This window comes from Pseudomonas sp. LAM2023, assembly GCF_016620375.1.
Classification (GTDB): Bacteria; Pseudomonadota; Gammaproteobacteria; order Pseudomonadales; family Pseudomonadaceae; genus Aquipseudomonas; species Aquipseudomonas anuradhapurensis.
Window position 1 is genome coordinate 404,813 of record NZ_JAENHV010000017.1, and the last position, 25,679, is coordinate 430,491.

Sequence of the window (25,679 nt, forward strand, 5' to 3'; positions counted from 1 at the left end):
CTCCTTGCTTCGGCAGGTTGGGAATATCAGCGTAGGCAAGGATCAGCCGCAGGGAATACCGCCAGTCGGTTCGCCCGGGGCGCCGGCAATGGGGCCGCCGCGCGCGGCCCCGGCACGGCTTCAGCCAAGCACCTTGGCAGACACCTCGTCGACCGCCGCCTTGGTAATGGCAACGATCTGCTCGGCATCCGCCTGGGTCAGCACCAACGGTGGGGCAAAACCGAGGATGTCGCCATGTGGCATGGCCCGCGCGATCATGCCGCGTTCAAGGCATGCTGCCGACACCTGCGGCCCGACTTTCAGCGCCGGGTCGAATGCCGTGCGGGCATCGCGGTCAGCCATGAACTCGACCGCGCAGAGCATGCCGTCACCGCGCACTTCACCGACCAGCGGGTGGCCTTCGAAGGTTTCGCGCATGCGCCGGTTGAGGTACGCCCCCACCACTTCGGCATTCCCGGTCAGGTTCTCGCGCTCGAGAATATCCAGGTTGGCCAGCGCCGCCGCCGCGCAGATCGGGTGCCCCGAGTAGGTCCAGCCGTGGCCCATCGGGCCAGCCTTCTGCGAGCCCTCGTCGATCACGTTCCACACCTTCTCGCCAACGATCACCGCCGACAGCGGCGCATAGGCGCTGGTCAGGCCCTTGGCGGTGGTGATCAGGTCCGGTCGGATGTCGTAACGCTGGCTGCCCATCTTCGACCCCAGGCGGCCGAACGCGCAGACCACTTCGTCGGCGATCAGCAGCACATCGTAGCGATCGAGCACGGCCTGGATCGCCTTCCAGTAACCCTTGGGCGGCACGATGATGCCACCGGTACCCATCAGCGGCTCGCCAATGAACGCGGCGACGGTGTCGGGGCCTTCGGCAAGGATCAACTGCTCCAGCTGATCGGCGCAGTACTGCACGAACGCCTGCTCGTCCATGCCCGCTGGCGCCTTGCGGTACCAGTGCGGGCAGACCGTGTGCCGCACGCCCTCCACCGGCAGGTCGAAATGCTGGTGGAAGCTGGGCAGGCCGGTGAGGCTGCCGGTCATGATCCCCGAGCCGTGGTAGCCGCGGTCGCGGGAGATGATCTTCTTCTTGCCTGGGCGGCCGAGGATGTTGTTGTAGTAGCGCACCAGCTTGACCTGAGTCTCGTTGGCATCGGACCCCGACAGGCCGTAGTAGACCTTCTTCATGCCTGCCGGCGCCCAGTCGATGATGCGCCTGGAAAGCTCGATGATTGCCTCGGTCGAGTGGCCGACGTAGGTGTGGTAGTACGCCAGCTCCGTGGCCTGGCGGTGGATGGCGTCGGCGACCTCGGTACGGCCGTAGCCGATATTCACGCAATACAGCCCGGCGAAGGCGTCGATCAACTCGCGGCCTTCATGGTCACGCAGGCGGATGCCCTCGGCACCGGTAATGATCCGGCCCTTGAGCACGCCGCTGGCGTGATCGTGGGCGTGGGTCGAAGGGTGCATGAAGTGGGCGCGGTCCTGTTCGAACAGCTGGCTGAAATCTTGGCTCATGGCAAACACTCCTTAGAACTGACCGTGGTGGTGCAGGCAAACGTATTTGGTCTCGACGAAGGGCTCGAAGCCTTCGCTACCGCCCTCGCGGCCCAGGCCGGAAGCCTTCATGCCGCCGAACGGGATGGGGTGGCCGGTGAACTTGACGCCGTTGATCGCCACCATCGCGTGGTCGAGGCGGCGCACCAGCGGGTGCACCACATCGAGGCGATTGCCGACGATATAGGCCGCCAGGCCGTACTCGGTGTCGTTGGCCAGAGTGATGGCCTGCTCCAGCGTGTCGAACGGCATGACCCCGGCAATCGGCGCGAAGTTTTCTTCCTGGTAGATGCGCATCGCCGGGGTCACATCGGCCAACACCGTCGGCTGGAAGAACCAGCCTCCCAGCGCATGCCCTTCGCCGCCGACCAGCCGCCGCGCGCCACGCTGCAGGGCGTCCTCGACCCGGGCCTGGGTGGCATCGAAGGCGGCCTGGTGCATCAGCGGGCCGACCTCTGCCGTCGTTGCCTCGCCATCGACCATGGCCGGGCCAACCTTCAGCGCCCGTACCGCTTCGGCGAAGCGCGCCAGGAAGGCTTCGTACAGCGGCCGTTGCACCATGATCCGGTTGGCAGCGCAGCAGTCCTGGCCAGAGGTCTGGAACTTGGCCGCCACGGCCACCCGCACGGCCAGTTCGAGGTCGGCATCGGCGCAGACGATGAACGGTGCATTGCCGCCCAGTTCCAGCGCCACTTTCTTCACATCCTGCGCCGCGGCCTGCAGCACCAGCTTGCCGACCCGGGTCGAGCCGGTGAAGCTGACCGCCCGCACCCGGCTGTCGCGGACCAGGGTTTCCATGACCATCTGCGGCTCGCCGATGACCACGTTGAACACCCCCGGCGGGAAGCCGGCGTCCTCCGCCAGCTGGGCCAGGGCCAGCGCCGAAAACGGCGTCTCATGGGCCGGCTTGACCACCACGCTGCAGCCGGCAGCCAACGCTGCAGCCGCCTTGCGAGTGATCATGGCGCTGGGGAAGTTCCAGGGAGTGAGCAGTGCGCAGACGCCGACAGGCTCCTTCAGCGTGCTCAGCTGCGCGCCAGGAATATGGCTGGGGATGGTCTGCCCGTTGAGGCGCCGGGCCTCTTCGGCAAACCAGGGGATGAAGCTTGCCGCATAGGCGATCTCGCCGCGTGCTTCGGCCAGCGGCTTGCCCTGCTCGGTACTGAGGATGCGCGCCAGCGCTTCCTGATGCTCCAGCATCAGCTCGGCCCAGCGCCGCAACAGCGCGGCGCGGCTATCCAGGCTCTGCTGGCGCCAGGCGGCAAAGGCCTGCTGCGCAGCATCCACCGCAGCGACGATCTGCTCGTGCTCGAGCAGCGGCACATGGCCGATGACCTGGCGGCTGGCCGGGTCATGCACGGCGATGCTGTTGCCGCTATTGCTGTGCAGCCATTGGCCATCGACGTAGCACAGGCTGTTGAATGGGTAGTGGTGTGACATGACTGTTCTCCATACCTCGTTGTCGTGGCGCCCGCTTCAGGCCAGTACGTCGGCGATCACCGCCAGGGTGTCGCCACACTGCACCAGCCCGGGGAAGTGCCGGGCGGTGAGCAGGCCCGTTCGCCTGGCGCGATACTCGACCGGGGCGCTGCCGGTGCGGCGGATGTCATGGATTCGCGCGATCACTTCGCCCTGGCTGACCGTCTCGCCCAGGTCGCGACACATCTCCAGCAGGCCGTCGTGTTCGCTGGCGATGAAGCAGTCGCCATCGGGCATGTCGAGCAGGGTGGTCTCGCCCTGCTCTCTTTCGCCCGCGAGGATGCCGGCGTGAATCAGCAGGTTGCGCACACCGCGTTCGGCCAGGGCCACGCTTTTTGCCGTGGAGGTGCCGCCACCGCCCAGCTCGGTGGTGACGAACACCTTGCCCTGCTCCTCCGCCGCGGTGTCGTACATGGCCTGCGCATCCAGCTCGAGCATGCGCATGCTGTAGGGCGCGGCGAAGGCCAGCATGGCGGCTTCACAGCGGGCCTGCTGGGCCTTGTCGGCCAGTACATGGCAAGCGGCGAACGGCAGGAAGTCGAGGGTGCGGCCACCGGAATGGATGTCCAGCACGATATCGGCCAACGGCAGCAAGGTGCGGCGGAAGTAATCGGCGATCTTTTCCGTCACGCTGCCATCCGCGCGGCCCGGGAAGCTGCGGTTGAGATTGCCGCGGTCGATCGGCGAGGTGCGGGTACCGGCGTGGAACGCCGGCGTGTTCATGAACGGCACGATGATCACCCGCCCGCGCACCTGCCCGGCCTGCAGTTGCTGGGCCAGCTTGCTCAGCGCCACCGGGCCCTCGTATTCGTCGCCGTGGTTGCCGCCGGTGAGCAAGGCGGTCGGGCCGTTGCCATTGCGGACCACCGTCAGCGGGATCATCACCGCGCCCCAGGCCGAGTCGTCACGCGAGTACGGCAGCTTGAGAAAACCGTGCTGCACGCCGTCCTGCTCGAAGTCCAGGTTACAGCTGATGGGATTGGCCACCGAGGTGGCGGCCTGTGCGATCGCATTCATGGGTCAGTCCTTCACGAACAGCTGGCGCGGCACGTTGCACAGGGTCTCGACCCCGGTCTCGGTGATGAGGATGCTTTCGGTGATTTCCAGGCCCCAGTCGTCCATCCACAGCCCCGGCATGAAGTGGAAGGTCATGCCCGGTTGCAACACGCTGGTGTCGCTCGGGCGCAGGCTCATGGTCCGCTCGCCCCAGTCTGGCGGATAGCTGATACCGATCGGGTAGCCACAGCGGCTGTCCTTGTGGATGCCGAACTTCTCCAGCACGCCGAAGAACGCCCGGGCGATGTCACCGGTGGTGTTGCCCGGCCGCGCGGCATCGAGGCCGGCCGCAATGCCTTCGACCACCGCCTTTTCGCCGTCGAGGAAATGCTGCGGCGGCTTGCCCAGGTAAACCGTGCGCGACAGCGGGCAGTGGTAGCGCTTGTAGCAGCCGGCGATCTCGAAGAAGGTACCGGCGCCCCGGGCAAAGGGTGAATCGTCCCAGGTCAGGTGCGGCGCACTGGCGTCCGCGCCGGTCGGCAACAGCGGCACGATCGCCGGGTAGTCGCCGCCGTGGCCATCGACACCGAGGATGCCGCTGCGGTAGATCTCGGCCACCAGCTCGTTCTTGCGCATGCCGGGCTCGATACGTTCGAGGATGCACCCGTGCATCTTCTCGACGATGCGTGCGGCAATGCGCATGTACTGGATTTCCTGCGGCGACTTGACCGCCCGTTGCCAGTTGACCAACCCGGCGGCATCGCTGAAACGCGCCTGCGGCAAGTGCTTGCACAGGGCCTGGTAGGCCGCCGCGCTGAAGTAGTAGTTGTCCATCTCCACGCCAATGCTCAGGCCGCCCCAGCCCTTGGCCAGAATCACTTCCTGGCACAGGTAGTCCATCGGGTGGCGCTCGCGTGACTGCACGTAGATGTCCGGGTAGCCAACGATGTTGTCGTGCTGCATGAACACCGTGCGCTTGGCACCGTTGGCGTCCTGCCCGCGGCCGAACCAGATCGGCTCGCCGTCGAGCGCCAGCAGCACGCACTGGTGCACGTAGAACGACCAGCCGTCATAGCCGGTAAGCCAAGCCATGTTCGAGGGATCGGTGACCAGCAACAGCTCCAGGCCCTGCGCCTGCATGGCGCTGCGGGTCCTGGCCAGGCGCTGGGCGTACTCCTGCCGGCTGAACGGCAGGTTGACCACTGTCTGTGACATACGGGTGCCCTTCTTGTGAGTGGGTTGCTAAAAGGTGTCAGCTGTGAAACGCCAGGCCTTTGTTGGCAGCGACTGCGCGTTCGAAGGCAAGGTTGGCGATGGCGGTGTCCTGGGCCCCGGTGCCGGTCAGGTCGCACAGGGTGACCTCTTCGGCGTGCACGCGGCCCGGTTGCAGGCCGGCGATGACCTGGCCCAGTTCGGCAAGCATGGCCTGGTCGTCGAGCGTGCCGGCGCGCAAGGCGTGGTGCAGCTCGCCCAGGACGCGGGTCTGGCTCAGGCGGTCGGCGACGTAGCGATCGACCAGGGCCAGTGCGCTTGGCGCGATTTCGTTCTTGTGCTCGGCATCCGAGCCCATGGCGGTGATGTGCAGCCCCGGTTGCAGGTGCTGCGGCTGGATCAGCGGCTCACGGCTGGGCGTGCAGGTAATGGCGATGTCCACCGCCTGCATGGCCTGGTCGACACTGGCGCAGGCCTGCACTTGCAACTGCCCGTCGCGCCCCAGGTCATCACACAAGGCTGCGGTCTTCTGCGCATCGCGGCCCCACACCCTGACCTGCGCGATCGGCCGCACCAGGCGCAGTGCCTGCAATTGCAGGCGGGCCTGTTCGCCGCTGCCGATCAGGGCCACGCTGCGGCTGTCTGGCCGCGACAGCCAGCGAGCGGCCACCGCACCGGCTGCGGCAGTGCGCACGGCGGTGAGGTAGCCGTTGTCGAGCAGCAAGGCATCCAGCAGGCCAGTGCGCGCCGACAACAGCATCATCATGCCGTTGAGGCTGGGCAGGCCAAGCCTGGGGTTGTCGAAGAAACCCGGGCTGACCTTGATCGCGAAGCGCTCCAGCCCCGGCAGGTAGGCGGTCTTCACGTCCACTTCGCCATTGTGCTCGGGTATATCCAGGCGCAGGATCGGCGGCATTGCCACCTTGGCCGTGGCGAGCAGGGCAAAGGCCTGTTCGATGGCATCGACCGCGGCGCGATCGAGGGTGATGCAGCTACGCAGGTCGGCTTCGCTGAGCAAGGTGATGGCCGGCATTCGAATACCTCCAGGGCAGGGAAACGTGGGTTTCAGGCGTCGCCGCCATTGAGCACGCGCAGGTGTTGTGCGCTGTCGACATTGCGCCCGCTGAGCACCACCACCACCGGGCCACGGGCCGGCACCAGGCCGTCGAGCAGCGCCGCGATACCCACTGCGCCGGCGCCTTCGAGTACCAGGCGTTCGTGCTGGTAGGCGTGGCGCATGGCATTGGCGATCGACCCTTCCGGCAACAGGTGCAGCTGGTTGAGCAGCCGTTGGGTCATGCTCAGGGTGTGCTGGTTGCCCAGGCCGATACCACCGCCGAGCGAGTCGGCCAGGGTCGGCAACTCCTCGATCTCGACCGGCCGGCCGGCTTGCAGGCTGGCGTGCATCGCGGCGCCGCGCTGCATGCTGATGCCGTGGGTGGTAATCGCCGGGTTGATGCTTTTCAGGGCCAGCGCCACACCGGCGAACAGGCCGCCACCGGAGAGCGGCACCAGCACCTGCGCCACCTCGGGCAACTGCTCGATGATTTCCACGCCCAAGGTGCCTTGGCCGGCGATGACCTGGGGGTGGTCGAAGGGTGGAACCAGGGTTGCGCCCTGTTGCTCGGCATACTGTTGCGCGGCGTGCTGGGCGTCGTCCTGGGAATGGCCGACGATACACACCTCGGCACCCAGGTCGCGGATGGCCTGGACCTTGTTGCCCGGTACCCGTTGCGAAAGAAATACGGTCGCCTTCACGCCCAGTTGAGCTGCCGCATGGGCCACTGCCCGGCCGTGATTACCAGTGGAGGCGGTAACCACGCCGCAAGCGCGTTGTTCGGCATTGAGCGCAGCAATGGCATTGCTGGCCCCGCGCAGCTTGAAGCTGCCGGTGGTCTGCAGCGCTTCGAGTTTCAGGTAGACCGGCGCGCCCAGGTGGCGTGACAGGCTGGGTGAAAGCTCCAGCGGCGTGTTGCGCACCAGACCGTGGATGCGCTGGCGAGCAAGGTAGATATCGTGGAGCGAGAGCGCTGACATGACCGGGACCCAACCAGTGAGCTGATGTTGGGCGGAGTGTATGAGGCGAAAATTGTCGTGATGAATGTACTAGGGCAATTTACCGGGGAATTTGTTTTTGCCTGTACCGGCCTCTTCGCGGGTAAACCCGCTCCCACAGGTTCCGTGCGAGGTGCAGAAAGTGCGCTGTTCCTGTGGGAGCGGGTTTACCCGCGAAGAGGCCGGTACAGGCAGCTCAAAGTTCGTGAATCTGCGGATACTGCCCGAACAACTCCCGCATATCGCCCAGCGCCTGGCGCAGCTTGGCCTCGGAACACTCGGCGCCTACGCACAAACGCACGGCCCGTGGCCGCGGCGTGCCACGCACGAGGAACGGCTCTGGCGGCGTCACGGCAATCTGCCGGCGGCGCAAGGCGCGTACCAGGCTGTCCACCTCCCAGCGCTCGGGAATGTTCAGCCATGCCCCCAGGGCATGGGCATGCTGACCGCGCAGGTACTCGCCCAGATACTCGCGCAGCAATGCCTGGCGCTTGCCCAGCAACTCGCGCTGCAATTCCACCAGCTGCAGGGCGCGCCCGTCGTTGATCCAGCGCGCAGCGATTTCCGCCACCAGCGGCGTGGCCATCCAGCTGTTCACCCGCAGGATGCTCTCGGTGCGCAAAGCCAGGCGCTTGGGCATCACCAGGTAGCCCACGCGCAGGCCGGTCAACACCGACTTGGTCATGCTGGTGCAATAGAACGACAGCTCCGGTGCATAGGCACTGAGCGGCCGTGCATGGCGCCCGCCGAGCAGCGGCCCGTACACATCATCCTCGATGATGTGTACGCCGAAACGCCGGGCAATTGCAGCAATCTCCTGGCGCCGGCTGTCGGGCATCAGGCTGACGGTGGGGTTGTTGAGGTTGGGGGTGCACACCAGTGCGGTGACCCGCTCGTTGCTGCAGATGTCCTCGAAATGTTCCGGGTTGATACCTTCGCGGTCCATTTCCAGGCCTTTCAGGGTAAACCCGAGCACCTGGGAATTGCCGATCACGCCGTGGTCGGTCAGCCCTTCGCAAAGCACCACGTCATCCGGCCCGGCCAGTGACGCCAGGGCCAGGAAAATAGCGTGGGCGGCACCGTTGGTGACCAACACATCGTCGCGCTCCACCTGCATGCCCAGGCCGTCGAGCCAGCGTACCGCCGCCTCGCGGTGGCTCTCGAAACCGGCGATCGGCCGGTAGGCGTGGATCCACGGCTGCTCCTCCTCCACGGCCAGCTCGGCGCAGGTGTCGCGCCAGATGCGCTCATGCACCTGGGTATGGAGGATGCGGGTGATGGAGAAGTCGACCAGGGTGCGCTCGGGCAGGTCGATGATGTCGTCCGACACACGGTCACTCATGCGTCGGCTGACGAAACTGCCACGGCCGATCTCGCAGCGCACCAGCCCTTGACGCTCCAGCTCCTTGTAGGCGTTGGTCACGGTCTGCACGCTGATACCCAAGGCGTCGGCCACCTGGCGCTGCGGTGGCAGGCGCTGGTCGTGCACCAGCACGCCACGCTCGATCTCGCCGGTAACCGCCTGCACCAGAATCTTGTACTTGGACTCGCCGATGCGCGCGGCATCCAGGGCTGCCTTCCAACTGTGCATCATGATCTTCGCTTCGCTTGCCGGGCCAGGACACAGCATCTCCCGGACAAGCGCCTCGGGCAATTGTCCTAGTGCAATGCCACCGCCGTTTCAGCTTTTGTATGCTCGGCCCAAGGTCGACCACCCGCTGCCTGGCAGCCTCGAACAAACGACCGAGCCTGCGTTCGCTGTTTTGCTCCACTGCCTCCTAACACAGAGCCGTCGGCGACGGTTTTTATAACAAACAGGAGATTCATTGATGAGCCAGCCGTTCAACATCCCACGCCCGTTCCAACGCCTGCTGATGGCCTGCGCCACCAGCGCCGTGCTCACCAGCGCCCAGGCCGCCAGCCTGGACGAGATCAAGGCGAGCAGCCACATCCGCATCGGCTACGCCAACGAAACCCCGTTCGCCTTCACCGAGACCGATGGCCGGGTAACCGGGGAATCGCCGGAAATCGCCAAGGTCATCTTCGCCAAGATGGGCATCCAACAGGTCGATGGCGTGCTCACCGAGTGGGGCTCGCTGATTCCCGGCTTGCGGGCCGGGCGCTTCGATGTGATTGCCGCCGGCATGTACATCACCCCGGCGCGCTGCAAGCAAGTGATCTTCACCGACCCGCAATACGCCCTGCCCGACACCCTGTTGGTGGCCCAGGGTAATCCGAAGAACCTGCACAGCTACGCCGACATCGCCAAGAACCCGGAGGTGAAGCTGGCGATCATGGCTGGCACGGTCAACCTCGCCTATGCCCGCGACTCCGGGGTCGAGGACGCGCAGATCCTCCAGGTGCCGGACACCACCGCCCAGCTGCAGGCCGTGCGCGCCGGCCGCGCCGATGCTGCCGTCGGTACCCAGCTGACCATGAAGGGCCTGGCGAAAAAAGGCGGCGACAAGGTCGAGGCGATCAGCGATTTCAGCGACGACCCGGCCCATACCGGTTACGGCGCGCTGGCCTTCCGCCCGGAAGACAAAGCCCTGCGCGATGCAGTGAACGCCGAGCTGAAAAAGTGGCTGGGCAGCGAGGAGCACCTGCAGACCGTCGCGCCGTTCGGCTTCGACCGCAACAACGTGACGGACAAGACCGCCGCCGAGCTGTGTGCCCAGCAGTGAATCGAGGTGGCATGGCGCTTGCCGTGCCATTCCCTGTGTAATCCGCTTATTCAGGTCGAACCATGGGTGAATTGATACCGTTGTTGTTGCAAGGCGCCTGGATCACCGTCCAGGTCACCTTCTTCGGCTCGCTGCTGGCCATCGTCGCCGCGATCCTCGCCGCGCTTGGCCGACGCTCGTCGTGGCGGCCACTGAGCTGGCTGTGCGTGGCCTATATCGAAGTGTTCCGCGGCACCTCGTTGCTGGTGCAGTTGTTCTGGCTGTTCTTCGTGTTGCCATTGCCACCGTTCAACCTGGAACTCAGCGCCTACACGGTGGCCATCGTCGGCCTCGGGCTGCATATCGGTGCCTACGGCGCCGAAGTGATGCGCGGGGCGATCAGCTCGGTGGCCAAGGGGCAGTACGAAGCCTGCACGGCATTGAACATGCCCGCCGCCATCCGCTTTCGGCGCATCATCCTGCCGCAGGCTTTGCTGGCGGCCATCGCGCCGGGTACCAACCTGCTGATCGAACTGCTGAAGAACACCTCGCTGGTGTCGCTGATCACCCTGTCGGACCTGAGCTTCCGCGCCCGCCAGCTGGACCAGGCGACGTTCCAGACCCTGGAGATCTTCAGCCTTACCCTGCTGCTGTATTTCATCCTGGCGCAGGTCATCAACCTGCTCATGCACCGGGTCGAACGGCGCCTGGGGCGTGGTCGCCTGCGGGGGAGCCTGTCATGAATGTCTGGGACTGGAACTATGTTGCGCAGATCCTGCCCGACCTGCTGCAGGCATCGCTGAAAACCCTGGGCATCACCGTTGCCGGCTTCCTCATCGCGGTCGTGCTCGGCCTGTTCCTGGCGATCGCCCGGCGCAGCCGCCAGGCCTGGCTGTCATGGCCGGTGGCAGTGCTGATCGAGTTCATCCGCAGCACGCCGTTGCTGATCCAGGTGTACTTCCTCTACTACGTGCTGCCCAACTACGGCGTCAACATGACCGCCATGCAGGCCGGCATCATCGGTATCGGCCTGCACTACGCCTGCTACCTGGCCGAGGTATACCGCGGCGGCCTGGATTCGGTCGCACGCAGCCAGTGGGAGGCGGTGGTCGCGTTGAACTTCGCACCGTGGACCGCCTACCGGGTGGTCATCCTGCCCCAGGCGATCCGGCCGATCCTGCCGCCGCTGGGCAATTACCTGATCGCCATGCTCAAGGACACCCCGGTGCTGTCGGCCATTACCGTGGTGGAAATCATGCAGCAGGCCAAGAACGTCGGCTCGGAAAGCTTCCGCTACCTCGAGCCGATCACCCTGGTCGGCCTGTTCTTCCTGGCCTTGAGCGTCGCTCTGGCCTACCTCGTGCGGCGCCTTGAAGTGCGCCTGGAGCTCCGCTGATGATCGCGCCTGTGACCCACCTCGCAACCGCAACTACCGCCCTGCCGTTGGACACCGCCATGCCCGCACCGGCCATCGCCCAACCCATCGTCAGCTTCAAGGACGTGACCAAGCGCTACGGCAACTTCACCGTGCTCGATGGCCTCAACCTGGATGTCGCCCCCGGCGAGAAGGTGGCGATCATCGGCCCCAGCGGCTCGGGCAAGTCGACCTTGCTGCGCGTGCTGATGACGCTGGAAGGCATCGACCAGGGCATGATCGAAGTCGATGGCGAATCGCTCACCCACATGCCCGGGCGCAACGGCGCGCTGGTCACCGCCAGCGAGCGCCATGTGCGCAAGGTGCGGGCGAAGATCGGCATGGTGTTCCAGAGTTTCAACCTGTTCCCGCACATGAGCGCCTTGCAGAACGTGATCGAGGCCCCGGTGCAGGTGCTCGGGATCAAGCCGGCCGAAGCGCGCGAGCGGGCTGCCGAGCTGCTGGAGATGGTTGGCCTGGGCAACAAGTTCGAGCACTACCCCTCGCAGTTGTCCGGCGGCCAGCAACAGCGCGTGGCGATTGCCCGGGCGTTGGCGATGCGGCCCAAGGTGATGCTGTTCGACGAAGTCACCTCGGCGCTGGACCCGGAACTGTGCGGCGAGGTACTGAACGTGATCCGTCGGTTGGGCAGCGAGCACAACCTGACCATGCTGATGGTCACGCACCAGATGGGCTTTGCCCGCGAGTTCGCCGACCGGGTGTGCTTCTTCTACAAGGGGCAGATCCATGAACAGGGGACGCCGACGCAGATCTACGAGAACCCGCAACAGGAACGTACCCGGGCGTTTCTCAGCGCCGTGCGGGAGGCGAACTGAGCACGGGGCGCTGCGCACACTGCTTGCGAAACGACCAGCGCCGCCACGCCAGGCGGGGCAAGCAACCTGTAAACTGCGCTACCTGCTTCGCGGATAAATCCGCTCCTACACTTCGAATCGACGCTGCCTGTAGGAGCGGCTTCAGCCGCGATCACCGGCAACGCCGGTACCATCCACCGCGTTGCCTGCTTCGCGGGCATGCCCTTTCCCACAGGGTCAACTGCGCGCATGCCACATCACTTCACGAATTTCTGAACTGATTATTTGCCGATAGCGATTTTTCCGCCCGCCGACCGCCACCAGAATCGCTTCACCATAATCACAAGAACCGTGAGGCCACTTCCGTGGACCAGACACTCCAGGTACGCCAAGCCGCCGCCGAGCTCGTTGCCGCGTTCGCCAGCAACGACACCGCCCGTTATTTCGCCTGCTTCAGCGAAGACGCCACCTTCCTGTTCCACACCTTGCCACAGCCCCTGCTGTCACGCCGTGCCTACGAAGAACTGTGGGCGCAGTGGCAGGCCGACGGCTTTGCCGTGCTCGCCTGCGAATCCGGCAATGCCCAGGTCAGCCTGCAAGGCGATGTGGCGATCTTCATGCATGACGTGGCCACGCACATCCGCAATGCCGGTGAAGAGCACCAGCTAAGCGAACGCGAGACCATCGTGTTCCGCCGCCACGGCGCCCAATGGTTGGCGTGCCACGAGCACCTGTCGGTCGTGTCCTCGGGCTGACCTGCATTTTTCCTGCGGCCTTGCCGCCCTGCCATCGCACCCACAAGAAGGCCCGCGCACCGCGCCGGCCCACAACAACCGCGCTGGAGCATCACCATGAGCCACTCGACCGCTATCGAGACCAACGGCGTCGAACAGATCCCTGACGATCAACGCGACGCCTCCCCGCTGGACCTGTTCCGCCTGATCTTCGGCGGTGCCAATACCTTTGCCACGGCGGTGCTGGGCAGCTTCCCGGTACTGTTCGGGCTGTCGTTCCAGGCCGGGGTATGGGCGATCCTGCTTGGCGTCGGCGTAGGCGCCCTGATCCTTGCACCGATGGGCCTGTTCGGTGCACTCAACGGCACCAACAACGCGGTGTCGTCGGGCGCGCATTTTGGCGTGCACGGGCGCATCGTCGGCTCGTTCCTGTCGCTGCTCACGGCGGTGGCGTTCTTCTCGCTGTCGGTATGGAGTTCGGGCGATGCCTTGGTGGGCGGTGCCAAGCGCCTGGCCGGCCTGCCGGAAACCGACCTGACCCTGGGTCTGGCCTATGGCCTGTTCGCGGTCCTGGTGCTGGTGGTGTGCATCTTCGGCTTCCGCTTCATGCTGTGGGTCAACAAGGTGGCCGTGTGGGCTTCGAGCCTGCTGTTCCTGCTCGGCATCGTCGCCTTCGCCGGGCCGTTCGATGCCGGTTATGCCGGCAGCGTCAACCTCGGCCAGGCGGGCTTCTGGGCGGCATTCGTCGGCGCGGCGATCCTGGCCATGAGCAACCCGGTGTCGTTCGGCGCGTTCCTCGGCGACTGGTCGCGCTACATCCCGCGAGCAACGCCCAAGGCGCGCATCATGCTGGCGGTGATCGCGGCCCAGGGCGCGACGCTGATCCCGTTCCTGTTCGGCCTGTGCACGGCCACGCTGGTAGCGACCCAGGCCCCCGACTACATCGCCGCCAACAACTACGTCGGTGGCCTGCTGGCAGTGGCGCCCAGCTGGTTCTTCCTGCCGGTGTGCCTGATCGCCGTGATCGGCGGCATGTCCACCGGCACCACCGCGCTGTATGGCACCGGCCTGGACATGTCCAGCGTGTTCCCGCGCCTGCTCAGCCGCGCCGGTGCCACCCTGCTGATCGGGGTGCTGGCGATCGGCTTCATCTTCATCGGCCGCTTCACCTTCAACCTGGTGCAGAGCGTGTCGACCTTTGCCGTGCTGATCATCACCTGCACCAGCCCGTGGATGGTGATCATGATCCTTGGCCTGGTCACCCGCCGCGGCTTCTACCATGCCGATGACCTGCAGGTGTTCACCCGTGGCCAGCGCGGCGGCCACTACTGGTTCCTGCATGGCTGGAACTGGCGCGGCATGGGGGCGTGGATCCCCAGCGCGGCAGTCGGCCTGTGCTTCGTCAACCTGCCGGGGCAGTTCGTCGGCCCGCTGGGTGACCTGGCGGGCGGCATCGACCTGAGCCTGCCGGTCACCTTGGGCCTGGCCGGCGTGCTGTACCTGGCACTGCTCAACCTGTTCCCCGAACCTGCTGGCGTGTATGGCCCCCAGGGCCCGCGTTGGGTGCGTTGCAAAAGCGCCGCGCATACGCCGGTAACCACTGCCGAAATGGCCTGACTGGAAACTGACCATGACCACTTCCCATTACATCGCTGGCCGCTGGGTCGAAGGCCAGGGTAGCGATTGCATCAGCGTCAACGACCCTGCGCTGGGGCAACCGTTCGCCGAACTGATGGCAGCCAGCGCCGCCCAGGTCGACCAGGCCGTGGCTGCCGCCCGTGGTGCCCTGCCCGCCTGGAAAGCCACCAGCGCCAGCGAGCGCGCAGGCTACCTGCGCGGCTTTGCCGAGCAACTGGGCCAGCGCCGCGAAGCGCTGATCAGCGTGCAGATGCGCAACAACGGCAAGCCGCGCCACGAGGCGGAAATCGACCTGGATGATGCCATTGCCACGTTCAACTACTACGCCGAGCTGGCCGCGCAACTTCCGTCGAAAAACCGTGAGGTCCCCCTGGCCGCCCCGGGTTTCACGGCACGCACCCGCCTGGAGCCGGTGGGTGTAGTCGGCCTGATCGTGCCGTGGAACTTCCCGCTGGTGACCAGCGCCTGGAAGCTCGCCCCGGCTTTGGCAGCGGGCTGCACGGTGGTGCTCAAGCCCTCGGAAGTCACCCCGCTGGTCGAACAGGCCTACGGCCAGATCGCCGATGCCCTGGGCCTGCCCGCCGGGGTGCTGAATATCGTCAACGGCAAGGCCGAAACCGGCGCCGCACTGAGCAACCACACTGGCCTGGACAAGCTGTCCTTCACCGGCAGCAACAGCGTCGGTAGCCAGGTGATGCGCAGCGCGTCGGCGCAATGTCGGCCAGTGACGCTGGAGCTGGGCGGCAAGTCGGCGATCGTGGTGTTCGATGATTGCGATGTCGACCAGGCGGTGGCATGGATTGTCGCCGGCATCACCTGGAACGCCGGGCAGATGTGTTCGGCCACGTCGCGGTTGCTGGTGCAGGACGGCATTGCCGATACGCTGTTGCCACGTTTGCAGGCGGCCCTGGAAAACCTGCGGGTGGGCAACCCGCTGACCGAAGAGGTCGACATGGGCCCACTGACCAGCCAGGCGCAATGGCTGAAGGTGGCCAGCTACTTTGCCACGGCGCGGGAAGAGGGTTTGCAGTGCCTGGCCGGTGGCAGGGCGCTGGACCGGGACGGCTGGTTCGTCAGCCCGACGTTGTATGCCGATGTGCCGAAGGACAGCCGCTTGTGGACCGAGGAGATTTTCGGCCCGGTGCTCTGCGCGCGTCGCTTCGCTACCGAGGAACAGGCGATTGCCGAAGCCAACGACAGCCGTTTCGGGCTGGTGGCGACGGTGTGCTCTACCGACCTGGCGCGTGCCGAGCGGGTGGCCGATGCACTTGAGGTTGGCCATGTGTGGATCAACTCGGTGCAGGCGGTGTTCGTCGAGACTTCGTGGGGCGGCACCAAGGGCAGCGGGATCGGGCGCGAGTTGGGGCCATGGGGGTTGTCGGCGTATCAGTCGGTCAAACATGTGACGCGGTGTTTGGGCTAGATTTCTGGGGCCGCTCTGCGGCCCGCTCGCGACACAAGGCCGCTCCTACAGGGAATGCGCAGTCCATGTGCTGGCGCGATACCTGTAGGAGCGGCCTTGCGTCGCGATGGGCTGCACAGCAGCCCCCGGCATTCACACCGTCTCGTCAGCCGACCGCGCGCTTTCTTGCAGCAGTACCATGCTCTGCGGCGAAGACAAGGCAATACCTTCGGCACGCAAGCGCCCAAGGATGGTGAACAGCAGATCGCTGCGAGTACCCGACACCTGCCGCGGCCCCGCCACGTAACCACTCACGCCAATCACCATGCCACTGCTGGTCAGGTCCTTGAACGACACGGAAGTGGCCGGCGCATCCAGAATCGCCTCATGCTCCTGGTACGCCGCCAACAGCAGCTCACGCACGCGGTTGGCATCGGTCTCCAGCGGCAAGGTCAGGGTGATGCCGACCACGCCCAGCGCATTGCCCATGGTCACGTTGCGCACGTTCTGGGAAATGAACTGCGAGTTGGGCACGATCACCGTCGAACGGTCGGACATCTGGATCTCGGTAGCACGCACGTTGATGCGGCGAATGTCACCTTCGACACCGGCCAGGCTGACCCAGTCACCCACCTTCACCGGGCGCTCGGTCAGCAGGATCAGGCCGGAGATGAAGTTCTGCACGATCTGCTGCAGGCCGAAACCAATACCCACCGACAGGGCACTGACCACCCAGGTCAGGCTGGTGAGGTTGATGCGCAAGGTCGACATCACCAGCATGGCCAGGAAGATGAAGCCCAGGTAACCCACCAGGGTGACCAACGAGGCGCGCATGCCAGCGTCCATGTCGGTTTCCGGCAGCAGGCGCTCACTCAGCCAGCGCTTGACCACGCGGATGGCGAACAGCCCGCCGAAGAAAATCGCCAGCGCCAGCAGGATGTCCTGGGGCACGATGTTCAGGTTGCCGAGCAACTTGCCGCCGGTGCCGTCCCAGTCAGCCAGGCTCAGCAGCAGCTCGCTGGGGCTGGTGCCCGACGGCATCAGCGCCAGCAACAGCGCCAGGAACAGCACCACGGTACGGCCGATACCGGCAAGGATGGTGCTGGCCTGGGCCTGGTGACGAGGCGCCAGGCCCAGGGTCGAGGCCAGCGCCAGGCCACCGGGCTGACGCGGCGACAACAGGGTTTCGCACAGGTCGCCAAAGAACGTGGTCAGCAGGTAGGCACAGGTGATGACCAGGCTGACCCACAGCAACTTGCCAGTGAGGAAGTAGGCGAGCGTCAGGTAGCCGGCAAGCAGCGCCAGCAGGATCAGCGTCAGCCAGATCACCATCACGAACGGAATCAACCCGGCCAGGCCCGTGGGGCGCTCCAGGTCATGCTTGCGCAGGGTACGGCGGTAGCACAGCAGCGCACCGGCGAAGGTAAACGCCACCACCAGCGCGGTCAGACCGTTGACCGCCACGGTCAACGCCAGGCTGGCACCAATCACACTGTTGATGCGTTCCATGGTCATCATGACCATCAGCGCCAGCGCCAGGACCTTGGGGAACCAGCCCAGCGCGCTGGCCACTTCGTCATGGATCGGCGGCAGGCGCCAGGACGGCCGCTGGAGCATCAGCATGGCGCGGCCCAGGCCGGTGATGAAGGCGCTGAACACCACCAGGGCGAGCACATGGTTGGCCAGGCTGGCGATATCGGAGCCCAGTTCGGCGCTGCTCTCCAGCCCCCAACGCAGCAGCGAAACCGAGCCGGCGATGGTCCCCAGGGTTGCCAGGCTCACACTCAGCGCCAACGAACTGCGGCGCAGCCGGCCTTCCGGCAGCCAGCGGACCATGGCGCTGGCCAGCAGGCGCTCGAACACACGGCGGACCAGGGTCCAGACCAGGATGGCCGCCACCAGGCTGGTAATGAACAACCAGCGGTGCTCGACGCTGAAGGCACTGCCGATGGCATCGGCTGCCTCGCCACGCAGGTCGCGCAAGCGCGCCACATCGTCCTGGGTCGGGCGAATGATGCTCTGCCAGAACGCCGGGCTGAGCGGCGAGGCGGCGCGGCTGGTGATCTGCGAGTTGAACTGGCTGCGGCGCAGGTTGACGATCTGCGTGGACAGGTCGCGGGCCGACTGGGTCAGCTTGATGGCCTGGTCCTGCTGCGCCACCAGCGCCTTTTTCTCAGCTTCCAGTTCCTTGCGCTGCTGGGTCAGGGTGGCAGCCTCGTCCGGCTGGCGCGGGCCGATGACCTTGAGCTTGTCGTCGAGCTTTTCCACGTCGGCAGTGCGCAGGGCACTCAACGCATCGGCCTGGCGTTGCACCTGCACGGCGCCGAGGCGCAGTTGCGCCAGCAGGTCGTCGTTGGCCTCGCTGGTAACGCCTTGGCGGATCTGGTCCAGGCGCTCGCTCAGTTGCTCGATGCTGGCGTTTTCATCCAGCACGGGCGCTTCGGCGACCGCCAGGTTGGATAACGGCGTGGCCGGGGCCGACCAGGCAGGGTTGGCAAGAACCAGCATGAAGGCCATCAGGACCATCAGGCCTGGGCAGTAACGGGCAAGGCTGACACGCCTCATCGAATATTCCTCTTGCAATTCGATTTGGCGGGGGATTCTACGCGGCTTCAGGCGATCAGGAGAGTGCCGTTTCTCGCTTGAGCAGTTGCGCTTTGCGCGCTACGCCCCAGCGGTAGCCGCTGAGGTCGCCGTCGCGGCGCACCACCCGATGACAAGGGATCGCCACGGCAATGTGGTTGGCCGCGCAGGCCATCGCCACCGCGCGTACCGCCTTGGGCGCACCGATGCGCTCGGCGATCTCGGTGTAGCTGACCCGGCTACCGGCCGGCACCTCGCGCAAGGCCTGCCATACCCGCTCCTGGAAGGCGGTGCCCTGCACATCCAGTGGCAGGGCCAGGCCCAATGATGGCGCTTCGACGAAGCCCACCACTTCGGCAACCAGCTGTTCGTAGGCGCTATCGCCACCGATCAGCCGGGCCTTGGGGAACTGGTCCTGCAGCTCACGCAACAAGGCCTCGGGGTCGTCGCCCAGCAGGATCGCGCAGATGCCCTTCTCGCTCTGCGCCACCAGGATCGCGCCCAGGGAACATTGGCCAAGGGCGAAGTGAATGGTCGCCCCGGCACCACCGGCGCGGTATTGCCGCGGGCGCATGCCCAGGCGCTGCTCGGCGCTTTCGTAGAACCGGCTGTTGGAGTTGTAGCCAGCGTCGTAGATGGCATCGGTGACCGAACGCTGGCCATCCACCAGGTGCGCACGCAGGCGCCGGGCGCGGAAGGCCGTGGCGTAGGCCTTGGGGGTAAGGCCGGTTTCGGCCTTGAACAGCCGGTGCAGGTGGAACGGGCTGATCGCCAGCTCGGCGCTGAGCTGGTCCAGGCTGGGCGCGGGGTCGCAGGCTTCGATCAGGCGGCAGGCGCGGGTGACCAGCTGGCTATGGCGAGTGGGGCTGGTGGACGCGGTGCAACGTTTGCAGGCGCGGTAACCGGCCGCTTCGGCGGCGGCCGGGGTATCGTAGAACACGACATTGCTGCGCTTGGCCAGGCGTGACTTGCAGCCGGGCTGGCAATAGATGCCGGTGGTGCGTACGGCGTAGACGAAGTGGCCGCTGGCGGCGCGGTCACGGGATTCCACGGCTTGCCAGCGTTGCTCGGGGGTGGTGTAAAGGTTCATTAGTCAGTGTCCAGATAGGTTGTTGCCTGTGCAGGCGCTGCTTCAGGCCCGCCACAGGTACCAGGCCGCCACGGTACGGTACGGCCGCCAGCCGCCCCCCAACGAGCGCATCTGCGCCGGTGTCGGCGCCTTGTCCAGCCCCTTCAGCCGCCGGTATCCCTCACGCACGCCGAAATCGTCCACCGGCAGCACATCCGCACGCGCCAGGCTGTAGATCAGCAACATTTCCACGGTCCACCGCCCCACCCCGCGCAGCGCCACCAGCCGCTCGATCAACGCCTCGTCGGCCATGCCCAGGGCCTCTTCCCGAGTCGGCACCAAGCCCTCCAGCCGGCCCCGGGCGATGCCTTGAAGCGTGGCCATCTTGCTCGCCGAAAAGCCACAGGCGCGCATCGTTTCCGGGGCAACCGCCAACAACTGCTCCGGCCCTGGGAACGCGTTGTCCGGGAACAGTGCCAGCAACCGCCCGAGAATGGCTTCGGCGGCACGCGCATGCAGCTGCTGGTAGGCAATCGCCCGCACCAGCACTTCATAGGGTTCACGCCCCGGCGTGGCCTGATGCAGGCAGGGCCCGGTCGCGGCGATGTGCCGCGCCCAGTCCGGGTCGAGCGCCGCCAGGTATTCGGTGGCCTCCCGGTAGGTGTCAGGCGAAAGGTCGGCGAGGATCATGGCACCTCCATCAGGTCGATTGCAGGTCCAGCTTAGCGCAGCCGTGCACCAGACAAACGCCGGTTCTTGCGCGTTAATTGCGCGCATGCCGTTGCCCAGCGGCATCATCCCCGCATAGAATTGAGAACCATTCACAATCGCATGCACACGGGACCGGGCCTTCACCAAGATGCAGACCAACGACATGCTCAAGCCGGCCGAGGTCGCTCTGCTCTATCAGGCCCACCACAGCTGGCTTCGCGGCTGGCTACGCAGCCGGGTCGGGTGCAGCGAGCATGCCGCCGACCTGGCCCAGGATACCTTCGTGCGGCTGTTGCGGGCGCGCCAGGTGTCGCCACTGAAGGAACCGCGCGCCTACCTCAGCAGCATCGCCCGGGGCCTGATGATCGACCAGTTCCGTCGTCGCGCGCTGGAGCGGGCCTTCCAGGAAAGCCTGGCCCACCTGCCGGAAGCCGACGTGCCCAGCGAAGAAGATCGCCTGCTCATACTCGATACCCTGGCACGCCTCGACCAAGCCTTGCAGCAATTGAAGCCGCGCGCCCGGCAGGCATTCCTGCTGGCCCAGCTGGACGGCTTGGGCATCGTGCGGATTGCCCAACGGCTGAACGTGTCGCGGGCCACGGTCGAGCGCGACCTGGCCAAGGCCCTGGGCGCCTGCTACCGGTTGCGCTATGCCGACGCCTGACAGCACGCCCGCGCAGGCGCATGTCGACCAGGCGATCGATTGGCTGGTGAAGTTGCGCTTCGACCGCCCCAGCCCGCGTCTGCAGCAGCAGTTCCAGCAGTGGTTGGCCAGCCATCCGCATAACCCCCTGGCCTGGCAGCGGGTCAGCCGCCTCGGCGACGAGCTGGCCGGGCTGCCCAACGACCTGAGCCGGCGCACCCTGGATACCTGCCAGCGGCAGCGCAGCAGCCGTCGCGACCACCTCAAGCTATTGGCCGTGCTGACCGTGGGCGGCAGCCTGGGCTGGGCCGCGCGTGAACCGTTGGGCCTGCCTCAGCTGCTGGCCGACAGCCGTACCGCCACCGGCGAGCGCCGCCAGTTGCAAGGCAGCGATGGCAGCCACATCCAGCTCAACACCGCCAGCGCCATCGACCTGCACTTCGACGCCGGGCAACGCCGGCTGCAACTGCTGCGCGGCGAGATAAGCCTGGACAGCAACCCCAACGACAAGCGCCCATTCCGCATCGACACTCGCGTCGGCCCAATGACCACCCTCGATGGCCAACTACTGTTGCGCGAGAACGACCACGGCCTGCTGCTGGCGGTGCGTCGGGGCGATGTCACGCTGTTCCCCGCCTCTGCTTCGCCACGTCGGGTGCTGCCTGGCGAAACCTTGCAGGTGTGGGCCAGCGGCAGCTTCCAGGCGGTGACCCTGCGCAGCGACCCGTGGGGCTGGACCGACGGCGTACTCAGCGTGCAACAGATGCCGTTGGGCGAGTTCATCGCCGAACTGGCCCGCTACCGCCCGGGCCTGCTGCGCTGCGCCCCCGAGGTGGCCGGGCTGGCGGTGTCCGGCACCTACCAGCTGAACGACACCGGGCAGATCCTGCAACTGCTCACCCGCAGCCTGCCGGTGCGGGTCGATTACCACACACGCTATTGGGTGAGCATCGACGCGGCCTGAACAACCTCAGTCCGCCAATGCCCGCAAGCGCCCCGCGCGCCGGTAAGACTGCCGGGCAAAGCACACGAACAAGCCGGCCATCAGGGCCAGCGCCATCGGCAGGCCATGCGGCGCCACGTCCATCGCCGCGCCGCTCAGCAGCGGCCCGACCAGGCTGCCGACACCCCACAGCAAGCCCACGCTGGCGTTGGCGGTAACCAGGTCCTGGCCCTTGAAGCGCTGCCCGATCAGCACCAGCGCCAAGGTATAGATGCCTCCGGCCACGGCCCCCAGCAGCACCAGCAGCGGCCAGAGCAGCCAGGGCATGTTCAGCAGCCAGGGCAAGCCGATACCGATCGCCATCGCCACCAGCCCGCAGGCCAGGTGCAGCCCGGTACGCTCGACCCGGTCGGCCAACCAGCCCAGCGGTAGCTGGAACAGCATGTCGCCGGCGAACACCACCGTCACCATCAGCGCCGCCACGCCCATGGCGAAGCCATGGCTGCTGGCATAGACCGGCAGCAACGACAGCACCACCGCATCGAAGAACGAGAAGAACAGCACCGCCACGCACAACGCCGGCGCCACGCGGAAGAAGCCGGCCAGGCCGAAGCTCTTGTCGCCCTCTTCGTGTTCGACATAGTCGTTAGGCACGGTCAGCACGATGCACAGCAATGCCAGGCCATAGCAGGCCGTGACCACGGCGGTGATCCATGGGCTGTCGGCCCCCAGCACGGCCAGCATGGCCGGGCCGAGCACCTGGAAGCCGGTAAAACTGGTGGCGTACAGGGCCATGATCTTGCCGCGGTTATGTTCCGGGCACAGTTCGTTGACCCATGATTCGCCGAGAATGATGGCGATACCCATGCCCAGCCCCAGGCCCAGGCGGAGCAAGCCCAGCAGCCACAGGGAACCGAACGCCGATTCGAGCAGGGCGATGCTGACCGTGCACAGGCTGAAGCACAGCAGATAGAGGGTGCGCCGGGTGAAATGGCGGCAGCAGAAATCGACCAGGAATGCCGAGAGCATCATGCCCGCAGCCGGAATGGCCGAGAGGACGCCGATCTCCAGCGTGCTCGCCCCCGCTTGATGCAGGCGCAACGACACCAGCGGCAGGCTGGCCCCCAGGCTGAAACCCACCACCGAGACGGCGAACAATAGGCCCGCCAGCAAACGCATGTTCATGTACCACTCCTTGCAAACCGAAAAGACGTGCAGACACAGGCGCGCACGCCAGGGCGGCGCGCGACGCGAAAGCGCAGATCAGGTCAGGCGGAGTGTGGCGAGAAAGTGAAGGCAAACAGCACGCTGCGGCGGCGCTTGAGCACGGTGTCGCTCGGCCACGCACGACGCAGGGCCTGCAGGGCAGGCTGGCGGGCGTGTGGCAGGGACTGGGTACGGCGCATTGCGGTGGCTACTACGCAGGTGGCTGGGGAAAAGAGGCGGCACTCTAGGCCAAGGGGGCCAGGTCGTCAATCGCCGGGGCGGCTGCGCGCCCCGCCAATATCAGCGCTTACCGGTACTCGGCAAGAACACCGCCAACAATCCGAACAGTGGCAGGAACGAGCACAGCCCATATACATATTCGATGCCGCGCAAGTCCGCCACATACCCCAGCAGTGCCGCGCCAATGCCACCGAAGCCAAACATCAGCCCGAAGAAAATGCCGGCGATCATGCCGACGCTACCCGGTACCAGCTCCTGCGCATACACCACGATGGCGGAAAATGCCGAAGCCAGGATGAAACCGATCACCACGCTCAGCACCGTGGTCCAGAACAAATCGGCATACGGCAGTGCCAGGGTGAACGGCGCCGCGCCCAGGATCGAGAACCAGATCACCGCCTTGCGCCCGATGCGGTCACCGATCGGCCCACCAAAGAACGTACCCGCCGCCACCGCACCGAGGAACAGGAACAGGTGCAGCTGCGAGCTGGCCACCGACACCTGGAACTTCTCGATCAGGTAGAAGGTGAAGTAGCTGGTGAAGCTGGCCATGTAAAAGTACTTGGAGAACACCAGCAGGCCCAGCACGATCAGCGCCGCGACCACCCGCGTGCGGGAAATGCCATGGGTTGCCTGTACTGCCTTGCGCGCCTTGGCCTGGTTGAGGTGTTCCTTGTACCAGCTGCGCAGCATCAGGGTGACGCCGAGGAAGAACAGCGCGGCCAGGCCGAACCAGGCGACGTGGCTCTGGCCGAACGGAATGACGATGGCTGCCGCCAGCAGCGGGCCCAGCGCCGAACCGGTGTTGCCACCGACCTGGAAGGTCGACTGGGCCAGGCCGAAACGGCCACCCGAAGCCAGGCGGGCGATGCGTGAAGTCTCGGGATGGAACGTCGAAGAGCCAATGCCTACCAGCGCCGAAGCCAGCAGGATCATCGGGAAGCTGCCGACGAAAGCCAGCATCACGATGCCGACCAAGGTGCACAGGGTGCCGAGCGGTAACAGGTTGGGTGCGGGCCGGCGGTCGGTGAAGAAGCCGACCCAGGGCTGCAGCAACGAGGCGGTGATCTGGAAGGTCAGGGTAATCATGCCGATCTGGGCGAAACTCAGGTCGTAGTTGGCCTTGAGCATCGGGTAGATCGCCGGCAGTACCGACTGGATAAGGTCATTGATCAGGTGCGCCAGCGCGCAGAAACCGATGATGCGCATCACCAGCGGCGTGGCTTGGCTCGCCGCCGCACTGGTGGATGCCGTGGGGGCGCTACTGATGGCCATGGCCCTGAGTCTCCGTCCGCAGTCTGGGATCCGATTATCAGGAAATAGATAGCTACCTAGCTACCTTTTTTACAATCCAGTCGCGCTTTTCTTGCAAATGTCCCCGCCAGCGTTGGGCGAAATGCCCGCTGTCGCGGCAGGGTGATCCCATCAGGCCAGGCAGAAACCCAGCCTGGCCGCTAAGTTTTTGAAAGCGTGCAAATTTTTTTTGAAATGAGTGTTGACAGGGGGGCCGTTCAAGAGAATAATGCGCGCCATCGGCTACATAGCTCAGTTGGTTAGAGCATAGCATTCATAATGCTGGGGTCCGGGGTTCAAGTCCCTGTGTAGCCACCAAACAAAGACGAAGGGCTTACCGCAAGGTAAGCCCTTTTTCTTTGCCTGCAGAAAATCCGCCCTCCCTCACTTCACCCCGGCGAACGCCACGGCCAGGCCCAGGCCGATCAGCGCGACGCCGATCATCCGATCGACCAGCTGCTGCCTTGCCAGCATCGCCTTGCGCAATCCCGCATTGGAAAAGAACACCGCCACCAGGCTGAACCAGGCCCAGTGAGCGAATGACATGAACCCACCATAGGCGAAGTCCAGTGCCAGCGAGCTGCCCGGCTGAACCACCTGGGTATAGGCGCTGATCACGAACAGCATGGTCTTGGGGTTGAGGGCATTGGTCAGAAAGCCGGTGCGCAGCGCAATCAGCAAGCCTGCTTGGCCCGCCTCCCCGTTCACGCTTACCTGGCTGCGGCGGGTCAGCAACCGGTAACCCAGGTAGATCAGATAACCCGCACCGAGCACTTTCATGGCCAGGAACAGCGTCGGGCTGTGGCTGATGATCAGGGCAATTCCCAGCACCGTGTACAGCACGTGCACCTGCACGCCCAGCGCTATGCCCACGGCGGCAGCCAGCCCTGCCTTGCGGCCCTGTGCATAACTGCTGCGGGTAACCATGGCGAAATCCGCGCCGGGGCTGATGACGGCGAGCAAGGTGAACAGGGCGATGGCGATGAGTTCGGTCATGAAGGGGCTCTCGATAGACGATGTAAATGCACAGATTCGCTG

General features: G+C 65.6%; 23 protein-coding genes and 1 tRNA gene. 10 read left to right on the plus strand and 14 right to left on the minus strand.

All coding sequences use genetic code 11. The features are described 5' to 3' along the window. Positions 1 to 120: 120 nt before the first annotated feature. The 7 genes from JKP78_RS11870 to ehuR all read right to left on the minus strand — a co-directional run bounded on the left by JKP78_RS11870 (position 121) and on the right by ehuR (position 8,878). Positions 121 to 1,506: an aspartate aminotransferase family protein gene (locus JKP78_RS11870; protein WP_200626716.1), complete on the minus strand. Its 1,386-nt coding sequence runs from the start codon at positions 1,504 to 1,506 to the stop codon at positions 121 to 123. Between the two features lie 12 nt (positions 1,507 to 1,518). Then, positions 1,519 to 2,985 (minus strand): NAD-dependent succinate-semialdehyde dehydrogenase, encoded by a 1,467-nt coding sequence (locus JKP78_RS11875; protein WP_186689173.1) that lies wholly within the window; start codon positions 2,983 to 2,985, stop codon positions 1,519 to 1,521. A gap of 36 nt (positions 2,986 to 3,021) precedes the next feature. Beyond that, a complete protein-coding gene (gene doeB / locus JKP78_RS11880) occupies positions 3,022 to 4,041 on the minus strand; it encodes a N(2)-acetyl-L-2,4-diaminobutanoate deacetylase DoeB (protein ID WP_200626717.1) in 1,020 nt (339 codons plus the stop codon). A 3-nt stretch (positions 4,042 to 4,044) separates the two neighbouring features. Beyond that, positions 4,045 to 5,235, minus strand: a complete 1,191-nt coding sequence (doeA, locus tag JKP78_RS11885) for an ectoine hydrolase DoeA (protein ID WP_170028232.1) — start codon at positions 5,233 to 5,235, stop codon at positions 4,045 to 4,047. A 37-nt stretch (positions 5,236 to 5,272) separates the two neighbouring features. Next, positions 5,273 to 6,265, minus strand: coding sequence for a cyclodeaminase (locus JKP78_RS11890; protein ID WP_186689178.1), 993 nt, complete (start codon positions 6,263 to 6,265; stop codon positions 5,273 to 5,275). Positions 6,266 to 6,297: 32 nt separating this feature from the next. Then, complete coding sequence (eutB, locus tag JKP78_RS11895) at positions 6,298 to 7,269, minus strand: hydroxyectoine utilization dehydratase EutB (RefSeq protein WP_200626718.1); 972 nt, start codon at positions 7,267 to 7,269, stop codon at positions 6,298 to 6,300. Positions 7,270 to 7,483: 214 nt separating this feature from the next. After that, positions 7,484 to 8,878 (minus strand): MocR-like ectoine utilization transcription factor EhuR, encoded by a 1,395-nt coding sequence (gene ehuR / locus JKP78_RS11900; protein WP_170034030.1) that lies wholly within the window; start codon positions 8,876 to 8,878, stop codon positions 7,484 to 7,486. 238 nt (positions 8,879 to 9,116) lie between these two features. Here ehuR and ehuB point away from each other — a divergent pair, with 238 nt between their 5' ends. The 7 genes from ehuB to JKP78_RS11935 all read left to right on the plus strand — a co-directional run bounded on the left by ehuB (position 9,117) and on the right by JKP78_RS11935 (position 15,974). After that, complete coding sequence (ehuB, locus tag JKP78_RS11905) at positions 9,117 to 9,971, plus strand: ectoine/hydroxyectoine ABC transporter substrate-binding protein EhuB (protein ID WP_186689183.1); 855 nt, start codon at positions 9,117 to 9,119, stop codon at positions 9,969 to 9,971. Between the two features lie 62 nt (positions 9,972 to 10,033). Beyond that, the gene (gene ehuC / locus JKP78_RS11910) at positions 10,034 to 10,693 is read left to right on the plus strand and encodes an ectoine/hydroxyectoine ABC transporter permease subunit EhuC (RefSeq protein WP_200626719.1); all 660 of its coding nucleotides are present in this window, start codon (positions 10,034 to 10,036) and stop codon (positions 10,691 to 10,693) included. Beyond that, complete coding sequence (ehuD, locus tag JKP78_RS11915) at positions 10,690 to 11,346, plus strand: ectoine/hydroxyectoine ABC transporter permease subunit EhuD (protein ID WP_170028227.1); 657 nt, start codon at positions 10,690 to 10,692, stop codon at positions 11,344 to 11,346. The genes ehuC and ehuD overlap by 4 nt, the downstream gene beginning before the upstream one ends. Before the next feature lie 59 nt (positions 11,347 to 11,405). After that, positions 11,406 to 12,200 carry an ectoine/hydroxyectoine ABC transporter ATP-binding protein EhuA gene (gene ehuA / locus JKP78_RS11920; RefSeq protein ID WP_200626762.1) on the plus strand — a complete coding sequence of 265 codons (795 nt, stop codon included), beginning with the start codon at positions 11,406 to 11,408 and terminating at the stop codon, positions 12,198 to 12,200. Between the two features lie 344 nt (positions 12,201 to 12,544). Next, on the plus strand, positions 12,545 to 12,934 hold the full coding sequence (locus JKP78_RS11925; protein WP_186689185.1) for a YybH family protein: 390 nt from the start codon (positions 12,545 to 12,547) through the stop codon (positions 12,932 to 12,934). A 96-nt stretch (positions 12,935 to 13,030) separates the two neighbouring features. Beyond that, entirely contained in the window at positions 13,031 to 14,530 is a 1,500-nt protein-coding gene (locus JKP78_RS11930; protein WP_186689187.1) for a purine-cytosine permease family protein, read from the plus strand. Positions 14,531 to 14,543: 13 nt separating this feature from the next. Continuing rightward, entirely contained in the window at positions 14,544 to 15,974 is a 1,431-nt protein-coding gene (locus tag JKP78_RS11935; protein WP_200626720.1) for an aldehyde dehydrogenase family protein, read from the plus strand. 132 nt (positions 15,975 to 16,106) lie between these two features. On the opposite strand, the gene JKP78_RS11940 is transcribed toward JKP78_RS11935, so the two are convergent. Genes JKP78_RS11940 through JKP78_RS11950 form a run of 3 tightly spaced genes read right to left on the minus strand, consistent with a single transcriptional unit; the run spans position 16,107 to position 20,295 of the window. Beyond that, complete coding sequence (locus JKP78_RS11940) at positions 16,107 to 18,518, minus strand: DUF3772 domain-containing protein (RefSeq protein ID WP_186689190.1); 2,412 nt, start codon at positions 18,516 to 18,518, stop codon at positions 16,107 to 16,109. 55 nt (positions 18,519 to 18,573) lie between these two features. Further along, positions 18,574 to 19,626 carry a bifunctional DNA-binding transcriptional regulator/O6-methylguanine-DNA methyltransferase Ada gene (gene ada / locus JKP78_RS11945; protein WP_170028222.1) on the minus strand — a complete coding sequence of 351 codons (1,053 nt, stop codon included), beginning with the start codon at positions 19,624 to 19,626 and terminating at the stop codon, positions 18,574 to 18,576. Positions 19,627 to 19,668: 42 nt separating this feature from the next. Beyond that, positions 19,669 to 20,295 (minus strand): DNA-3-methyladenine glycosylase family protein, encoded by a 627-nt coding sequence (locus JKP78_RS11950; RefSeq protein WP_186689194.1) that lies wholly within the window; start codon positions 20,293 to 20,295, stop codon positions 19,669 to 19,671. 169 nt (positions 20,296 to 20,464) lie between these two features. On the opposite strand from JKP78_RS11950, the gene JKP78_RS11955 reads away from it, so the two are divergent. After that, the gene (locus JKP78_RS11955; protein WP_186689197.1) at positions 20,465 to 20,980 is read left to right on the plus strand and encodes a sigma-70 family RNA polymerase sigma factor; all 516 of its coding nucleotides are present in this window, start codon (positions 20,465 to 20,467) and stop codon (positions 20,978 to 20,980) included. Continuing rightward, positions 20,967 to 21,923 (plus strand): FecR domain-containing protein, encoded by a 957-nt coding sequence (locus tag JKP78_RS11960; protein ID WP_186689200.1) that lies wholly within the window; start codon positions 20,967 to 20,969, stop codon positions 21,921 to 21,923. The genes JKP78_RS11955 and JKP78_RS11960 overlap by 14 nt, the downstream gene beginning before the upstream one ends. Before the next feature lie 6 nt (positions 21,924 to 21,929). Here the strand turns inward: JKP78_RS11960 and JKP78_RS11965 are convergent, their stop codons facing one another. The 3 genes from JKP78_RS11965 to JKP78_RS11975 form a co-directional block, all read right to left on the minus strand. Then, positions 21,930 to 23,087, minus strand: a complete 1,158-nt coding sequence (locus tag JKP78_RS11965; protein WP_186689203.1) for an MFS transporter — start codon at positions 23,085 to 23,087, stop codon at positions 21,930 to 21,932. A gap of 83 nt (positions 23,088 to 23,170) precedes the next feature. After that, positions 23,171 to 23,308, minus strand: a complete 138-nt coding sequence (locus JKP78_RS11970) for a hypothetical protein (RefSeq protein WP_186689205.1) — start codon at positions 23,306 to 23,308, stop codon at positions 23,171 to 23,173. Between the two features lie 100 nt (positions 23,309 to 23,408). Beyond that, complete coding sequence (locus JKP78_RS11975; protein ID WP_186689208.1) at positions 23,409 to 24,623, minus strand: MFS transporter; 1,215 nt, start codon at positions 24,621 to 24,623, stop codon at positions 23,409 to 23,411. Positions 24,624 to 24,882: 259 nt separating this feature from the next. Between JKP78_RS11975 and JKP78_RS11980 the strand changes: the two genes are divergently transcribed. Beyond that, positions 24,883 to 24,959, plus strand: a tRNA-Met gene (locus JKP78_RS11980). A 66-nt stretch (positions 24,960 to 25,025) separates the two neighbouring features. On the opposite strand, the gene JKP78_RS11985 is transcribed toward JKP78_RS11980, so the two are convergent. Further along, the gene (locus JKP78_RS11985; RefSeq protein ID WP_186689210.1) at positions 25,026 to 25,637 is read right to left on the minus strand and encodes a LysE family translocator; all 612 of its coding nucleotides are present in this window, start codon (positions 25,635 to 25,637) and stop codon (positions 25,026 to 25,028) included. Positions 25,638 to 25,679: the final 42 nt, after the last annotated feature.

Excerpts from the sequence above, each read along its gene's own strand:
- JKP78_RS11870 (WP_200626716.1), bottom strand. The coding sequence starts at position 1,506 with ATGAGCCAAGATTTCAGCCAGCTGTTCGAACAGGACCGCGCCCACTTC.
- JKP78_RS11875 (WP_186689173.1), bottom strand. The coding sequence starts at position 2,985 with ATGTCACACCACTACCCATTCAACAGCCTGTGCTACGTCGATGGCCAA.
- doeB (WP_200626717.1), bottom strand. The coding sequence starts at position 4,041 with ATGAATGCGATCGCACAGGCCGCCACCTCGGTGGCCAATCCCATCAGC.
- doeA (WP_170028232.1), bottom strand. The coding sequence starts at position 5,235 with ATGTCACAGACAGTGGTCAACCTGCCGTTCAGCCGGCAGGAGTACGCC.
- JKP78_RS11890 (WP_186689178.1), bottom strand. The coding sequence starts at position 6,265 with ATGCCGGCCATCACCTTGCTCAGCGAAGCCGACCTGCGTAGCTGCATC.
- eutB (WP_200626718.1), bottom strand. The coding sequence starts at position 7,269 with ATGTCAGCGCTCTCGCTCCACGATATCTACCTTGCTCGCCAGCGCATC.
- ehuR (WP_170034030.1), bottom strand. The coding sequence starts at position 8,878 with ATGCACAGTTGGAAGGCAGCCCTGGATGCCGCGCGCATCGGCGAGTCC.
- ehuB (WP_186689183.1), top strand. The coding sequence starts at position 9,117 with ATGAGCCAGCCGTTCAACATCCCACGCCCGTTCCAACGCCTGCTGATG.
- ehuC (WP_200626719.1), top strand. The coding sequence starts at position 10,034 with ATGGGTGAATTGATACCGTTGTTGTTGCAAGGCGCCTGGATCACCGTC.
- ehuD (WP_170028227.1), top strand. The coding sequence starts at position 10,690 with ATGAATGTCTGGGACTGGAACTATGTTGCGCAGATCCTGCCCGACCTG.
- ehuA (WP_200626762.1), top strand. The coding sequence starts at position 11,406 with ATGCCCGCACCGGCCATCGCCCAACCCATCGTCAGCTTCAAGGACGTG.
- JKP78_RS11930 (WP_186689187.1), top strand. The coding sequence starts at position 13,031 with ATGAGCCACTCGACCGCTATCGAGACCAACGGCGTCGAACAGATCCCT.
- JKP78_RS11935 (WP_200626720.1), top strand. The coding sequence starts at position 14,544 with ATGACCACTTCCCATTACATCGCTGGCCGCTGGGTCGAAGGCCAGGGT.
- JKP78_RS11940 (WP_186689190.1), bottom strand. The coding sequence starts at position 18,518 with ATGAGGCGTGTCAGCCTTGCCCGTTACTGCCCAGGCCTGATGGTCCTG.
- ada (WP_170028222.1), bottom strand. The coding sequence starts at position 19,626 with ATGAACCTTTACACCACCCCCGAGCAACGCTGGCAAGCCGTGGAATCC.
- JKP78_RS11950 (WP_186689194.1), bottom strand. The coding sequence starts at position 20,295 with ATGATCCTCGCCGACCTTTCGCCTGACACCTACCGGGAGGCCACCGAA.
- JKP78_RS11955 (WP_186689197.1), top strand. The coding sequence starts at position 20,465 with ATGCAGACCAACGACATGCTCAAGCCGGCCGAGGTCGCTCTGCTCTAT.
- JKP78_RS11960 (WP_186689200.1), top strand. The coding sequence starts at position 20,967 with ATGCCGACGCCTGACAGCACGCCCGCGCAGGCGCATGTCGACCAGGCG.
- JKP78_RS11965 (WP_186689203.1), bottom strand. The coding sequence starts at position 23,087 with ATGAACATGCGTTTGCTGGCGGGCCTATTGTTCGCCGTCTCGGTGGTG.
- JKP78_RS11970 (WP_186689205.1), bottom strand. The coding sequence starts at position 23,308 with ATGCGCCGTACCCAGTCCCTGCCACACGCCCGCCAGCCTGCCCTGCAG.
- JKP78_RS11975 (WP_186689208.1), bottom strand. The coding sequence starts at position 24,623 with ATGGCCATCAGTAGCGCCCCCACGGCATCCACCAGTGCGGCGGCGAGC.
- JKP78_RS11985 (WP_186689210.1), bottom strand. The coding sequence starts at position 25,637 with ATGACCGAACTCATCGCCATCGCCCTGTTCACCTTGCTCGCCGTCATC.